Origin of the sequence: Candidatus Tokpelaia sp. (genome assembly GCF_008636115.1) — a bacterium.
Classification (GTDB): domain Bacteria; phylum Pseudomonadota; class Alphaproteobacteria; order Rhizobiales; family Rhizobiaceae; genus QLZD01.
Genome location: NZ_QLZD01000033.1, coordinates 12989 through 26639, shown reverse-complemented (window position 1 = coordinate 26639; position 13651 = coordinate 12989). Strand labels below are relative to the sequence as shown.

The following is a 13651-nucleotide window of genomic DNA, read 5'->3' as shown; positions in this document are numbered from 1 at the left end:
ATTTGTAAACTTTCAGCCTGTTTCTATCTACGCTCCTGTGACGGGAGCAATATTACAGCGCCACCCGCCATTATTTCCAAAACCACGGCGGATAGGCCTCCAGATCGCTGCGCAAATGGCGCGCCATAAGCTGCGCCTGCAAAAAAGGCACAAGCCCGTAAGGCGCTTTTTCGCCGATAAATTCGTGCAGCCTTTCTTCCTTCTTCCGCTCTTGCCAGGCTTGCAAAACTGTTTTGCGCGCCTCGTCCGACATCAACACGGCGCCGCTCTCCTCTTTCTTGAAATCCTGAGCGCGCACCTGCCGCCGGTTAATAAGAGAAAGAGCAAGGCGATCGGCAAAAACAGGGCGCAGCTCCTCCATTAAATCCAGCGCCAGGCTTGGCCGCCCTGGCCTGTCGCGGTGCAAAAAGCCAACGGCCGGGTCAAGCCCCACACTTTCACAGGCAGCGCGACAATCATGCGTCAACAGAGTATACAGAAAAGACAGAAGCGCATTCACCGGATCCAATGGCGGCCGCCGAGAGCGTTTTGTCCAGCGCATATCCTCATCAGGTGAACGGATAAGATAATCAAAAACCGAAAAATAAAGCTGTGCCGCCTCCCCTTCTTTGCCGCGTAACTGGTCGGCGCTCAGGCTCTGTTTTTCAACATATTGCATGATGAAAACCATTTGCTTAACCACGTGCTCTATTTCGCCCGCATTATCGGCAGAGCACTCAGCGCCATAATCACGCAAAAAGCGTTGCAGCACAGCACGCTGATTGGCGATTTTGCCAATCAAAATAGAGTGGATAATATCCTCCGGCGTGTCTGACATTTTATATTGCGCGCGGCGCAAAAGCACATTGCCACTTATCGGCCCTTCTATTCTCGCCTGAAATTTGCCGTTAAAGCCAAGCAGCACGCAACATATGCCCTTAGCCGCCATATCACCCACAAGCGCAGGGGAAATATGAACCGGAGCAAATGCCACAACAGAGCCGATCATATGCAGCGGAAGCTGCCTTTTTTCTTTTACCGGCGGATCACCTTTTTCCATCTCCACCACCAGGTTTTCACCATCTTTGCGCAAGGCGGCACAGGGTGTGGTAATATAGACGGTATTCAAAAGCTTTTTCATTTTTCACCCCTCACCAGCAATCTGCCGCACCATACGCGCCCGCCATGCTTTAACCGGACGCGCAACAATATCGGGCTGGCACAGCTCCAGGAGAGAACAAGAGCGACAGCGTTTTCTATCCTCTATTGGCGGCGGGGTTTTGCCGCTGGCCAATATAGCGGCAAATTGTTGGATAATCTGCCCGGTTAGCTGTCGCAGCTCGGCATCAATCAGCACTTTTTGCCGCCGCCTGGTCTGCCAGTAAAATAAAGCGCCCTCTTCTACCCTCTGGCCTGTCATCTCCTCCAGACACAGCGCTTGGGCGCATAATTGCACCGCATCAGCGCAGTGCAGCTTTGGCCTGCCGCGCTTATATTCCACCGGCACAATAATCTCGCGCCCGTCTGATTGTTTGATAAACTCCACCAAATCCGCTTTACCGGCAATATTCAACCGCTTTGAAGCCAGCGATATATCGCAAAGGCGGCGCGTATCTTTGATCTGGCGCTTGCCGCCTTTATCGACAACGGCATGAAGAACATTGCCCTGCGCGGTAAAATAATTATCGTCCCATAAACGCTCCAAATGAATGAGAGCCGCCTGCCGCAGACAAAAGGCAGCGTGCTGCAATGCTGAAATGGGGACAGGATCACCCACTACCTCGGCGAATTCTCGCTTTGCTATTATAAGGGCGGCAGCAAAATCGGAAGCGGCTTTTTCTGATTTCTTTGGCACGCTCCCTCTCCTTCAAATTTGCTGCAAACATTGTCACAACAATAACAGCGCGGCCTGCAAAACTTAGACGCGCTCGATAATCTCAACGCCTTGCGGCAAATTATCGCGATTGATGCGCACCTTATAATCACTATAATTACGCGCGGGCAGTTGATGGTCCAGCTCTTTGCCAATAGTCTTGAACTCACCGTCAATATTGCGGCTGATTTGCACCCGCTCAAACAATGTCTGAGCCGGCGCATTGCCCAAAGCGCTTTCGTGCTTGAAGATAATCAGCCTACGGGTTGACATTTCACCGCGCGCGGCCGAGCGATCATGCTCAAACATATTGGCCAGAGCTTCCCACAGCAATTCTAAATCAGCTTCACCAAAGCCGGTTTTCTCGGCAAATTTAGCGGAAATATAGCCATGCGCGCGATAAAGCGCATAGGGAATGATATATTTGCGCCCCATTGTGCGGTTTTCTGTCCGTTGATCATCGCTGCCTTCCTCTTGTTTTTTCTTCTCGCCCTCATTAGTCGCGGCCATGCGGGTAATAGTGATTTCGCTTTGGCTTATCGGCTCTAGTGAAGAGGCAAAAGCGATTTGCACCGCGCCCTTTACCTGCCCGCAATTGATGCCGGTGGACATTACCGCGCCGAAAGTGCGGACATCATAAAAATTATCGCACATAAATTGGCGCAATTTATAGGCTTCTTCATCAGTTTGCGGGTTCAGCTTCTTATCATTAGGCGCATTATCACCGCGCACAGCTTTATAGGCCTCACGGTTTTTCTCGTTGAGAACTGAGCCTTCTTCCACATAAATATGGTTGCCCTCTGTGCCTGCTTTGGCCAGCTCGACATAATTGCGGATTTTGCGCTTGAGGCAGACATCAGAAACCAAGCCAATGCGCGTTTCATCGTCCATGCGCGGCATATTGCCGGCATCAGGGTCACCATTCGGATTACCGTTTTTAACATCAAACAATAACACAAATTCATAACGATTTTGAATGGCAGACATTATTCTTGCTCCTCTGTCTCGATCTGAGAATCTGATTTCTTTTTGAAAAATTCTTGCCTCTGATGATAATAGCCTAGGCTAAACAGAGCCTGCTGCTCTGGGGTAAAAGTCTTTGGCCAGACACCATCTTTCGGCGTTGCAATGCTTAGAATATCAGACTTTAATTTATCTAAATTGACGGCCTGGCCGGTTCTTTCCTTGCGCAATTTGGCCTGATGCGCGGCGGAATTACGCTCCAGAACAGAAAAAATCTTTTGCGGTTGCACCATAGCGGAAGAATAAAATTTATCTTTTATCGTGGCATTGACATTCCTGCCCAGAGCCGCGCTTTGCATTTGCTCATAAACAGCAAAGAGCCGCCCAAACAAATAGCCTTTCTCATGGCATTGCATATCTAACATGGCTTTTAATTCTCCCTTGCGATTATCTTTGTCTTGCTCTATTTGGCTGCCGTCTGCTTTTTTGCCGCGGCCATAATTGCGCATCAGCACCGCTTTTAAAATAGCGGCGCGCAAAGCATTAACCTTACCGCCTTCGCGCGCTATCCGCGTTAAAATGGCGCTCAGCAGAGCTTGCGGGTAAGGCTGGCCGGTCAACACCGCCTGGAACCATTCTGTCGCCAAATGCGGGTTCACATTCTCGCGCTTGCGCAGCAATGCCGTTTCCAGCAAATATTGGCAGAATTGCGGATAAGGCAGCCCTGCCGGTGGCTCAATGCGCATTTCCTCAATAAATTGCCGATAATTTTCAACAATATGGCGGAAGCTTCTGCGCAAGAAAAACCGCACCACCAAGCGCGCGGCATTGGGCGCTAAGCCTAAAATATAAAAGCCAATGTCCTTGCCCAGCAGGTCTTCAACCTCGCTATCCAAATGCGCCATCTCTTTGCCTTTGCGGACATAGCCTAATAGGCGATCAATCTCCTCTGTCCTCTCCTTTTCCGCTGTTTCTTTAATGTCTTTAGTTTCTTGCGCACTCAACGCATCACTAAAGAGCAGCAGATAGCTGGCCTCAGCGCGTTTGCGCACTTCTTCCTCAGAAGCCTCTGCCCAAAAAGTCAATGTCGTATCAGCAAGGCGCATATTATGGCCGCTCCCGCGCTCCAAAAACAAGTTCAGAGCGCCGGTGTAACGCTCAGCCACCGCTTGCGATATTTGCGCATTATCCCCTTGCTCATGGCCATAAGAGGTAAAAGCATCTTTATTATAAGAAATAAGCGAAGTGCCGGAAGATTGCCCGCCCATGACGCCTTTAATGCTCGGGTGCAACGGGGCGATGGCAGCCTGATCACCAACTATCGGGCAAAAACGCAGTGCGCCCTCCGTTCCGGCAGCTTGCGCCCGCGCCCATAAGGCTTCTGCGGCCGGCCGGTCATGCAAATAGATTTTGTGATTAAGATCCTCGGCCTGATCCAAAATAAAAACAATATTGCTATCCAGCAGTTCATCGCTCCAACCGAGCGGCATGGTGTGCTGCCTCTCTTCTGGGTTCCACCGATCCAGAAAAGCTAAAAAGGCTTGTAATCCGGCATCATCACTACCGGCTAAAAGCTTTTTATGATAGTCAACAAAATATTCATGCTGCTGCGCTGTTTTCTCATTTGGGGTTGCTGTCAAACCCACAGCATAGGGCGTTTTATCCCACAAGAAACTACAGCTCAGCCCCGAAGTTCTTTTGGGCGGAATCGGCACGCTCATAGGAATAGGCGCTGGCTTTTTCCCGCCTAGCTGTCGCATATCGCGCACTTCCCTCACGCTGCCATCACTCTGCAAAACAAAAACCGCGCTGATTTTTTGTTGGCTGAACCCCAGCTGTGGCGCGTTGGGAATATGCTTATAGGCTTCAGCTAAAGCAGAAATAATACTCATTGCCGAACTTCCTTCCCTTTGACCTGCATTATGCCGCTTTCTAGCTCAGCGCGGAAAAACAGCGAAGGCCGCCCGGGCGTTTGATGGGCAATGTCCCACAGCATAAAGCCTAAATCGCGTTTGCTGCCAAAGCCTAAATCACGGCGCTGATCTTCCGTTAAAGCGGGGTTTTCATCTATGGCAGAAGGCAAAGGCCTGTCGCGCCCGATTAACTCAAAATGCGCGGGGAACTCACGCAACCCCAAGCAAGGCTGGGCAAAGCATTGGCCGCTGGCGGCGCGGCGGTTGAATATATCCAAATGCTTACCGACATTGTCCTCCGCACCGGCTTTTTCTGTCAGCTCAAAATGCGCCTCAATAATATAAGCGGGCTTGACCAGCACCAGCGCTGTGCGCTGCTGCCGGTCTTCATCAGCGATAAGCTGCAAGCCACCAATATCGCCGCGCTTAAAGGCGCTTTTCACATTATGGTAAGAGATTTTGCTGCCCACTTCATTACGGCGGATAGATTGAAATTTTATCGGCCGCAGCACATGGATAGCATCAATCACCCATTTTATCGCCGGTTTCCAGTGGATAGATTCTAAAATGCCGCGCGCGGCTGAGGGTGTCATCACATCATAGGATACCGGCTCCGACTTCAGCTCCGGGCGGGAAAAACAGCCATACTCGCCCCACACTTTTAAACGCACACCATAAGACATCGGCACCTCATATCACGCCTTACTGCCTTCAACAGCGAAAGCAATAACGACTCAAATTATATTTTTTCAAGCTAAACTGTGTCGGTGTGATAGTCCATCGCTGCCCCCATATTTTTTTTGCAGGACAACAGCGAAGCAAAAATCATTGACGCGGCTTATGAGCAATGCAGAGAATAAGGCAAAAGAATCTCAAAAGCCCAGACTGCGTCTCTGTATTAACCGCCACAAAAATCACAGCCAAGAGCAATAGCAGAATCATAACAGTCAATGACGCTCTCATGATAAAGTCTCCATATTTAAAGCTATAAGACCAGCATATAACTTCTTTCTGTACCTGTCAACAACACTATAGAAGGTAATTTAGTGAATTGAATAAATTTTTGCTTTTTGGGAAATTTCCTGTATATTAGGCTTCGTCACTCTCTTCATGGGAGTGTGGATAGAAACACTAAATTCCCTTCTATGGACAATGGAGAGAAGGCAGCAGGGTTACGGCTCTGCTGCCTGATGATTTTGACTTCAATATATGGATTGTTCAAGAGTTAGATAATCTGCTTCTTCCCACAGCAGGCCGCGCTCTTTATTATAAAGACCTGTTGCCGTCAGCACGGCAAACTGGTCACCGCGTAATTCTCTCGCCATAAACTTTACATGGCTGTTGACAATAAGCTTTGCCCGCGCTTTAGGCGGTATCTGCACAATATAAGGCTGCAACTGGCGCGCCAAGGCGCCGCTGGAAATGGCTTCCACGGACATTTGACCAATAATTTCTGTCACTTTATCATCGATACCAGCGATAATCACCGGCTCCATGCCGCTCTCGATCATCTGGAATTTTTCGCCTATCTGGCGCAGCGGATAATGCAAATTAAGGACTTTCAAATCTTCCCGGATAATATTTTTAGCGTCCAACTCGTCAGACCAATAAGTCTTGCTAAAATAGGTCTCAATGGCTTTCGGACTGTATAATTTGTCACCATATTCGGCGATAAGTGTTTCCAAAATTTTGGCCTGCTTTTTTATGTCATACGGAACCGAATACGATTTTTCTGCCTCAAACACTGTCACAATGCTTTGCTCGCGCGGGCGCAGACCTTCTCTGTTGCAACGCCCGGCCGCCTGCAGCACAGAATCCAGCCCAGCTTCCGCCCGCCACACACGCGGAAAATCAAAATCTACCCCTGCTTCCACCAGGCTGGTGGCAATGACGCGGCAAGGCCGGCCTTGCTTCAGTTTTGAGCGAATTTCTGCAATAATCTGCTTGCGATGTATTGCGGCCTGCCGCGTGGTTAAATGGATAAGGCCGGTTACACCGGCTTTTTTCGCTTGCTCATAAAGCTCATAAGCGTGCTTGCGGCTATTGACAATAATCAGCCCTTGCTCGCTCTCTGCCAAAGCGGCAATAAGCGCGTCATTGCTCATTTCGCCGGCAAATTCTATCGTAGCGCGGTGCAATTCTTCCGCCAGCTCTTGCGGGTCGGGCGCCAGCTCCTTCCCCGCCAGCGGCAAAGCGGCAATTTTTCTCTCTGCCACCATATGCGCCTCATCAAGCGCCGGTTGCGTTGCCGTGCAGAGTACCACCGTGCACCCAAACAGCCGCACCAGGCTATCTAAAGCGCGGACGCAAGGCGCCAAAAGCGGCAACGGAATAGTTTGCGCTTCATCAAGAATAATAAGGCTATTGGCGATATTTTTCAGCTTGCGCGCCGTGCTGGCTTTGGCAGCATAAAGGCTCTCAAACAGTTGCACATTGCTGGTGACGATAAGCGGGGCGTTCCAATCTTCCATTGCCGCTTTTAGCCGCTCTCGGCTTTGCTGCTGCTTTTCACCGCCTTCACCTTTTTCCGGCAAAGCAAAATTGGAATGATGTTCCAGCACATTATCCTCACCCAACAGTTTTTTGAAAATCTCAGCCGTTTGGTCAATAATTGAGGTAAAAGGCAGCGCGTAAATAATGCGCTCCAGATTATGCGTTTTAGCATGGCGCAAGGCAAAGCCCAATGATGTCAAAGTCTTACCGCCGCCGGTTGGCACATTGAGCGTATAAAAGCTTTTGGCCTGGCTGGCTTTTGCCAGCACTGTATCCAGAATTTTATTGCGCAGGGTATTAAGTTTTTGATTGGCGGAACTATCCGTTTTTTCCGCCGCTTGGCGCATAGACGCCATGAAGCTTTGATAACTTTGCAAAAGATCTGGCAAAATTTCCGCCAGCGAGCGATAGCTTTCCCGCTCTTTTTGCTCACAAAATTCCTGCGTATTGCGCCTATCGGCATCAATCAGGCACGAAAATACCATGCGAATGATAAAGGATAAATCCACGCCTTTGTAAGTGGAAGTCCGCAAAGCCGCCATTAGCGGTTGCGATAAAGCCAAACCCTCAAGTGATGGGTAGATTTCTTTTTGCCATTGTGGGCTTAAATCTTTGCCTTCTTCTTCATAAAAATATTTTAGGCGCTGTTCCAGCGAGCGGCCTTTTTCTGCTGCGCTCGCGCTATAATCCGGCAAACCGGCATGGTGACCAAGAATGCAATATTGGATAATTTTTGCGCAGAGTTTTTGCACCATATCGGCATTTTCTACTATCTCCTCAACAATCTTGGCTCCTGCGGTAGAGTGGTTAACGGCAACCGCCTCACCTGCCAGTTTATTTTGAAAATCGGCATTATATTTGCCCAAATCATGCAGCAAACCGGCTAGCCGCGCCACAGCGCCTAAGCCGATTTTATCGCCGCTTTTCCCTGCCAGCTCGGCGGTTTGCCGCAAATGGTCGCTCAAGCTTTGCCAATCGCTTTTACCTTCCCAATCTTGACCGGAATGCGCATAAAATATCATAAAACTACCCTTCAAACCCCTTTTATAGTTTCATGAAAACAAAAATTTTATCAGACTTTTTTGGAGCAGAAACGGCAAAAGAAATAATAAAACCGCACTATTCACTATATATTTTCGTGGCATGAAACGGGCTCTGTAAAATTACAAAAAACGGGAGACCTTATGTGCCTCCCGTTTTCAAAACCTATATTCCAGAGCGCGGACGCACACTCTATCCTGTCTTGTCAAAAACAGACAGAAAGCGGCCTTCAGCTTTTTTCAGCTTTAGTGACATTTTCCTTCTCCGCTCCCTCAGCTTCACTCTTATCTTTAGCTTCTGTTGCGTCTTTAACCTTTTTGACGCCAGCGCTCTTTGCCTTTTTCGCAACAGTGGCGGTCTCGATCTCTTCTTCAGCAGTTAATTCAGCCACTGTCACTTTTTTGTCGCTCACTTTGATTTTGCTCAAAAGGTGATCAATAACTTTTTCTTCAAAGATCGGCGCACGCAAATTAGCTACAGCTTCCGGTGAGCGGCGGAAATATTCCATTACCTGCTTTTCCTGACCGGGAAATTGCTGTAATTGCGCATAAACTGCTTTTTGCAACTCATCTTCTGTCACCGTCAGGCCGGCAGCCTCGCCAATTTCCGACAAAACAAGGCCAAGACGCACACGGCGTTCCGCCAGGCGGCGATATTCCTCACGCGCCTCCTCCTCGGTCATATCTTCATCTTCAAAACTGCGCCCCGCTTGTTTAAGCTCCTGGCTTATTTGCGCCCAGATAGTATTAAACTCTGTCTCAATCAGCTGCTGCGGCGCCTCAAACTGATAGTCTTTATCAAGAGAATCCAGAATCTGCCGTTTGACTTTTTGCCGTGTCAATGCGCCATAGCGGCTTTCAATCTGGCCGCGAACTGCCTCTTTCAATTTATCGAGTGACGGAAGGCCCAGTTTTTTAGCTGTCTCATCATTGATTTCCAGCGCTTCCGGAGCAGCAATCGCCTTCACCGCAACCTCAAAAACCGCCTGACGGCCAGCCAAATGCGCCGCCTGATAATTTTCAGGGAATGTTACTGCGATTTCTTTTTTATCACCGGCAGCAACACCAATAAGCTGCTCTTCAAAACCGGGAATAAACATATTGGAACCAAGGACAAGCTGGGCACCTTTGTCGGCGCCGCCATCAAAAGCTGCGCCATCAATCTTACCCAGATAATCCAAGGTAATCCGATCGCCTTTTTCGGCCTTGCCTTTTTTCTCGGTGTAAGTGCGGGTAGAAGAGGCAAGGCGCTCTAATTGCTCTTCCACTTCTTTTTCCGGGACATCAACAATTTCACGGATAATTTCAATCGCCGCAACATCTTTAAGCTCAATTTTCGGCAAAATTTCATAATTCAGGCTAAAAATAAAATCAGCCGCGCCGCCCAGAACTTTTTCCGCCTCGGCCTCATCTTCGCTCATCTCCACTTTTGGCTGGGCGGCGGCGCGCTCACCCCGCTCGGCCAAAACAGAGCGCGGCGTCTCGGCCAGAATTTCGTTAACTACTTCAGCCATAAAGGATTTGCCGTAAATTTTGCGCAAATGCGCCGGCGGCACTTTACCGGGGCGAAAACCGTTCAAATTCACCTTTGCGCGGGCATTATCCAAGCGCTCGGTCAGTTTTTCTGCCAGTTCTTCTGCGGGAATGACAATTTTAATTTCGCGTTTCAACCCGTCCTTAAGCGTCTCGGTAACCTGCATTGCACACCTTTATCTTTTCAACTTACACTCTGCCGAAAGGCAGCGCCTGCCGGCTTGCGCCTGTAGTCAGGCCTCGTTAATGTTCCGCCTGTCTTCTATAGCCAAATTCGCCGCTCAAGGGAAGCCCTTACCCTAAGGAAAATACTGGTGCGGATAGAGGGAGTCGAACCCCCACGGTTTCCCGCCGGAACCTAAATCCGGTGCGTCTGCCAATTCCGCCATATCCGCCTGGACTTACTCAATAAACCACTACTCCTCCGACCCGGCACTTCAGCCGAAGCTCTGCTGCCCTCTATATTCCTATAGCAGTTTCCTGTTTTTGTTCAAGTAGAAAGCTCCCGGTTTGACTATGTTTCCGCCTTCAACAGGCGAAACGGGCAGGCCTCTTCTCAAACCGGCAAAATTACTTTATCTGTTACTGCGTGTATCAGGGTGACATTATGGTGCAAAAGCAGACGGAAATTCTTCATATTATTGGCGGCGGTCTGGCCGGCAGCGAAGCGGCCTTTCAGGCAGCCAATGCCGGCATAAAGGTTATTTTATATGAAATGCGCCCGCATAAAATGACACAAGCGCATAAAAGCGGGGCGCTGGCTGAGCTTGTCTGCTCCAATTCCTTCCGCTCTGATGATAGCAGCACAAATGCCGTGGGCCTGCTTCATGCTGAAATGCGCCTCGCCGATTCGCTTATTATGCAGGCGGCTGATGCTAATCAGGTGCCGGCCGGCAGCGCTCTGGCAGTAGACAGAGAAGGTTTTGCCCAGGCTGTTTCGGCACGCATAGCAGCGCACCCCAATATAAGGCTGGAGTGCCGGGAAGTAGAAGCCGATTTTCTGACTGAAGCGCTGGAGCGCAATTATCGGCTTATCCTCGCCACCGGGCCGTTAACCTCACCCGCTCTGGCCGCAGCAATCCAGCAGCAGACAGGTGAGGATTCCCTGGCTTTTTTTGACGCTATTGCGCCGATTATTTATAAAGACAGTATCAATATGGATATTGCCTGGTTTCAATCGCGCTATGACAAACAGGGGCCAGGCGGCACCGGCAGGGATTATCTGAACTGCCCGCTGGATAAAGACCAGTATGAAGCCTTTATTGCCGCCTTACTGGCCGGTGAAAAAACAGAATTTCGCACCTTTGAAAAGACCGGTTATTTTGACGGTTGCCTGCCGGTTGAAATTATGGCTGAGCGCGGGGCGGAGACTTTGCGCTTCGGCCCGATGAAACCGCGCGGCCTGACCAATGCCCATAAACCGCAGGACAAGCCTTATGCTGTCGTGCAATTACGGCAGGATAACAAACTTGGCACGCTTTATAATATGGTGGGCTTCCAGACCAAGCTGAAACATGGCGAACAAACCCGCATTTTCCGCATGATACCGGGGCTTGCGGCGGCGGAATTCGCCCGGCTTGGCGGTTTGCACCGCAATAGCTATCTTAATTCTCCAGTTTTACTGGATAGCCAATTATGCTTGAAAACATTACCAAACTGGCGCTTTGCCGGGCAGATAACCGGTTGTGAAGGCTATGTTGAATCGGCGGCCATGGGGCTATTGGCCGGGCGTTTTGCCGCGGCCGAGTTAGGCGGCAGAGAGCTGGCGCCGCCGCCGGCAAGCTGCGCTTTTGGCGCTTTGCTCAATCATATTACCGGCGGGCATATAAGCGCCGAGGCTGAAATTGAGGTTGAGGCTGAAGCAGAAGACCAACAGGATAAGCCGGCGCAAGGCCGCAAGCCGCGCAGCTTTCAGCCGATGAATATCAATTTTGGCCTGTTTCCGCCGATTAATTTGCCGGAACCGGCGGGGCAAAGGCAGCGCGGCAAAGAAAAAACGCAGGCGAAAAAACAGGCTTTAAGCGCGCGCGCTTTGCAGGACTGGCAGGCCTGGCTGGCTGAAGCCGACAAATAAGCAGGAGAAAAGGAACATGACTAAAAAACCGATACTTGTTTTTGATCTGGACGGGACTTTGGCGGCAACCGCGCCGGATTTATTGGATAGCCTCAATTATTGTCTGGAAAAACAAGGGGTTGAAGCTATCTCTTCACCTGACTTAAGCCAATATATCGGCCATGGCGGCCGCGCGATGATTGAACAGGCGCTGCGGCAGCACAATATTGCGCCTGAGCCTGCTTTGGTGGAGAACCTGCTGGCCGATTTCATGGCTTATTATGCTGCCAATATTCCGGGTCAATCGCATTATTTCGAGGGGGCGGTGGAAACCTTGCGGCAATTTTCTGCCCGTGGTTTTTTATTGGCTGTTTGCAGCAATAAGGCGGAAATTCTGGTAAAAAAACTGGTTAACGCCTTGAATAAACAGCTCAAAACGCCCCTGCCCTTTGCCGCTGTCAGCGGCGGTGACAGCTTTGACTGGAAAAAGCCGGATCCGCGTCACATTTTCAACGTCATTGACCAGGCCGGCGGCGATCGCGCCCGGGCGGTGATGATTGGCGACAGTGCCCCGGATATTATGGCGGCACGGGCAGCAAAAATCCCCGCTATTGCCGTGCGCTTCGGCTATAGCGATATTCCGGTAGAAGATCTTGACGCCGATAAAATTATTGATTCTTATGCGGAATTGACAATGGATTTGGTAGAGAGGCTTATGGCAGACAACGCCCTACAGCCTAAGTGAAATTTCAAAACGGCGCATCATCATAGCCAAGCTTTTTAATCTGTGTTTCCAGAGCGGCTATTTCCATACTTTTCTCACCCGCCTGCCGGGCAGTGCTCACATGGCGCAGCTCTTCTCTCGCCTGTTGCAATTTTTGCAGCAGAATTTGCTGCTCCCCCAATTTGCGTGACCGAACAAACCTTACCCGCTCCCTCTGTTCATCTCATTCCTTCAAAGATGGGATAGGCGGTATAAACGGTATAGACGGCGGGGGTGCAGCTCTCTGCTGACTTTCCCCAGGCGTATTTGTCCCAATAGGCCATGGTATGGGAGGTGCCACGACTCCGTATATCGGCTGCGTTACTTCATTTTGTCGTCTCTGTAAAGCAATAAGAAGATTTATTTGCTCGCTTAGTTCCTCAAGCTTTTCGCTCTGATATTGTTCTTCCGGCACTTCCTGATTGTGAATTTTCGCCGGCACAATCTGGCCAAAATTCTTTAAAAACGGACTATAAGTTTTGTCTTTTCGCGCCGCCTCATATGTTGACCGCAATTTTCCTCTTAGCTCTTCCTTAAAATCTACAATTTTAGAATAACGCAAGGATTTCGGATAGGTCACATGCTCAATAGGTGATGTATCGAAACTATATTCTGTCTTGTCGTCTTTGATAATAATAGTCGCTTTATCAAAAGCCAGGCGCATACCCAGCTCAAACATGACATTGGCGTTTTTGCCGCTGACGTCACAAACGACGATTTCACGATTATAAAGATTTTGGATAATCGTTTTTTGGATAACACTTATCTCGGCCGTGGCGCTGACCAAACGCGGCTCAAAGCCCGCGGCTTTGATTGCTTCATCAAGAATATTAACCACATCTCTCCAATGCTGCTCGCTATAATCCGGCAGCATAGCGGAAATCGGCCGGATAATGCCGCAAACCGGCTTCTCTTTTTCCGGCAGTGATTTGTCATTATTCTGGCCGCCGGCATTATGCTGCGTTTTTTCTTCTGGCATTATTTAAGCCTCCCCAATGCGCCGTATTGCCCGCTATTACATAATATTTTTCGCACCGGCGC

The 13651-nt window shown here is 49.7% G+C and carries 11 protein-coding genes and 1 tRNA gene; 2 read left to right on the top strand and 10 right to left on the bottom strand.

Going from position 1 to position 13651, the window contains the following annotated elements:
- Positions 1-70 precede the first annotated feature (70 nt).
- The 8 genes from cas1c to DPQ22_RS06020 form a co-directional block, all read right to left on the bottom strand.
- Positions 71-1120: a type I-C CRISPR-associated endonuclease Cas1c gene (gene cas1c / locus DPQ22_RS06055; RefSeq protein WP_150214154.1), complete on the bottom strand. Its 1050-nt coding sequence runs from the start codon at positions 1118-1120 to the stop codon at positions 71-73.
- 3 nt (positions 1121-1123) lie between these two features.
- Positions 1124-1834, bottom strand: coding sequence for a CRISPR-associated protein Cas4 (gene cas4, locus DPQ22_RS06050; RefSeq protein WP_246681517.1), 711 nt, complete (start codon positions 1832-1834; stop codon positions 1124-1126).
- Between the two features lie 63 nt (positions 1835-1897).
- Positions 1898-2839 carry a type I-C CRISPR-associated protein Cas7/Csd2 gene (gene cas7c / locus DPQ22_RS06045; RefSeq protein WP_150214152.1) on the bottom strand — a complete coding sequence of 314 codons (942 nt, stop codon included), beginning with the start codon at positions 2837-2839 and terminating at the stop codon, positions 1898-1900.
- Positions 2839-4707 carry a type I-C CRISPR-associated protein Cas8c/Csd1 gene (cas8c, locus tag DPQ22_RS06040; RefSeq protein ID WP_150214150.1) on the bottom strand — a complete coding sequence of 623 codons (1869 nt, stop codon included), beginning with the start codon at positions 4705-4707 and terminating at the stop codon, positions 2839-2841. The genes cas7c and cas8c overlap by 1 nt, the downstream gene beginning before the upstream one ends.
- Complete coding sequence (gene cas5c, locus DPQ22_RS06035; protein WP_150214776.1) at positions 4704-5411, bottom strand: type I-C CRISPR-associated protein Cas5c; 708 nt, start codon at positions 5409-5411, stop codon at positions 4704-4706. The genes cas8c and cas5c overlap by 4 nt, the downstream gene beginning before the upstream one ends.
- 519 nt (positions 5412-5930) lie before the next feature.
- Positions 5931-8243: a CRISPR-associated helicase Cas3' gene (gene cas3 / locus DPQ22_RS06030; protein ID WP_150214148.1), complete on the bottom strand. Its 2313-nt coding sequence runs from the start codon at positions 8241-8243 to the stop codon at positions 5931-5933.
- 248 nt (positions 8244-8491) lie between these two features.
- Positions 8492-9961, bottom strand: a complete 1470-nt coding sequence (gene tig, locus DPQ22_RS06025; protein ID WP_150214146.1) for a trigger factor — start codon at positions 9959-9961, stop codon at positions 8492-8494.
- 145 nt (positions 9962-10106) lie between these two features.
- Positions 10107-10189 (bottom strand) — tRNA-Leu (locus DPQ22_RS06020).
- Positions 10190-10401: 212 nt separating this feature from the next.
- Between DPQ22_RS06020 and trmFO the strand changes: the two genes are divergently transcribed.
- Both trmFO and DPQ22_RS06010 read left to right on the top strand, forming a co-directional pair.
- Positions 10402-11868: a methylenetetrahydrofolate--tRNA-(uracil(54)-C(5))-methyltransferase (FADH(2)-oxidizing) TrmFO gene (gene trmFO / locus DPQ22_RS06015; RefSeq protein ID WP_150214144.1), complete on the top strand. Its 1467-nt coding sequence runs from the start codon at positions 10402-10404 to the stop codon at positions 11866-11868.
- A gap of 16 nt (positions 11869-11884) precedes the next feature.
- Positions 11885-12592: an HAD hydrolase-like protein gene (locus DPQ22_RS06010; RefSeq protein ID WP_150214142.1), complete on the top strand. Its 708-nt coding sequence runs from the start codon at positions 11885-11887 to the stop codon at positions 12590-12592.
- A 4-nt stretch (positions 12593-12596) separates the two neighbouring features.
- Here the strand turns inward: DPQ22_RS06010 and DPQ22_RS08920 are convergent, their stop codons facing one another.
- Positions 12597-12752 (bottom strand): hypothetical protein, encoded by a 156-nt coding sequence (locus DPQ22_RS08920; RefSeq protein ID WP_190323169.1) that lies wholly within the window; start codon positions 12750-12752, stop codon positions 12597-12599.
- 42 nt (positions 12753-12794) lie between these two features.
- Positions 12795-13589, bottom strand: a complete 795-nt coding sequence (locus tag DPQ22_RS06005; protein WP_150214140.1) for a hypothetical protein — start codon at positions 13587-13589, stop codon at positions 12795-12797.
- Positions 13590-13651 lie beyond the last annotated feature (62 nt).